This window comes from Streptococcus mitis, from assembly GCF_005844455.1.
GTDB classification, from domain to species: domain Bacteria; phylum Bacillota; class Bacilli; order Lactobacillales; family Streptococcaceae; genus Streptococcus; species Streptococcus mitis_BF.
In genome coordinates this window covers 1-1,040 of the sequence record NZ_SPGF01000116.1, presented here as the reverse complement: position 1 = coordinate 1,040, position 1,040 = coordinate 1, and the positions used below count along the sequence as shown (strand labels likewise).

The 1,040-nt window shown below is 37.7% G+C and carries 1 protein-coding gene and 1 pseudogene; both read right to left on the bottom strand.

Features of this window, described 5'->3' with window-relative positions; all coding sequences use genetic code 11:
- Positions 1–320: helix-turn-helix domain-containing protein (locus FGQ53_RS11675; protein WP_138338949.1), on the bottom strand; the 320-nt coding region annotated here is incomplete at its 3' end.
- Positions 321–747: 427 nt separating this feature from the next.
- Positions 748–1,040 (bottom strand): annotated as a pseudogene (locus tag FGQ53_RS11875) (IS4 family transposase); the annotation flags it as partial.

Here is a 1,040-nt window from a genome sequence, read left to right as displayed (position 1 = left end):
TCAGGCGAAAATTTTTGGTTATGATAGTGGAGAATCTTTTCCTTTAGTTCCTTGGTTAAGCTTGATTTCTTGACCGAATGCTTCCGATTGCTTTCATAAGATTGTTGAGCATAGTCGGCAGAATAAACCTCTTTGAAGCGCCCTTTTCCAAGACATTGTCGTACTGTCCCACGCTTGATTTCAGTGTGGATAGTTTGAGGAGCTTTTCCAAGTAGAGAGGCAATTTCTCTATTTGATTTTCCTTCTTTTTTCCATCGTTCAATTAAGCGACGGCTATCGATTGTCAAATGTTTGCCTTTTGTAGTATAATTGTCTTGCATCTCTGTACCTTTCTTGTGTTTGCGGTTAAACAACAAGTATAACACAGAGGTGTTTTCTTATGCCTAGAATAGCTTTCATTTGGCAAGAGGAACCCTTGAAGCTGTTTCGTTAGCTAAACCAAGGCTAGTCTTAGCCTTGGCTCACCAGCCTAACAGCATCAAGCCTCTTATCAAATGAAATCGAGTACTAGCTATAAGCCAGTTGAACCATCTAATTTTTAGGAGGGCTGGGTGGCTAACCTCATTATAGAACTTTCATCGAATGTGGCATTATAGTAAAAAGAGTCAGAATTGAACCAATGTCATTAAGTTAGTGATCTAACTACTTGAATAGGAGATAGGATTGAGAACATCAAAGTGATTCTCTATCGCATCTTCTATTTTTTTGCATGACAAATAAAGGGTTTTTCACCCTATTTTTTGAGATTTATGTTACTCTATAGATGAAATCAACTACCGATTGAGCCTTTATCTTTCTTGGATATTTTCGATTCGATCGAATAATAGATAACTGTTTCTTGAGGTAGTTTTTCAACTGGAGGGAAGAAAGGGAACCGTTAAAAAACAAACGGCAGGCATAAGTCGCATCCGAGAAACACACTTTATATCTTTGTTTTTTGTGATTACTGTCGATGGCAACTTGCGAGGTTACCCAACGACAAAAGTTAAAATTTGTAAAGCGAGCAAAGATTTCTTGGAGAATCCCTTCCTTCTTTTTTG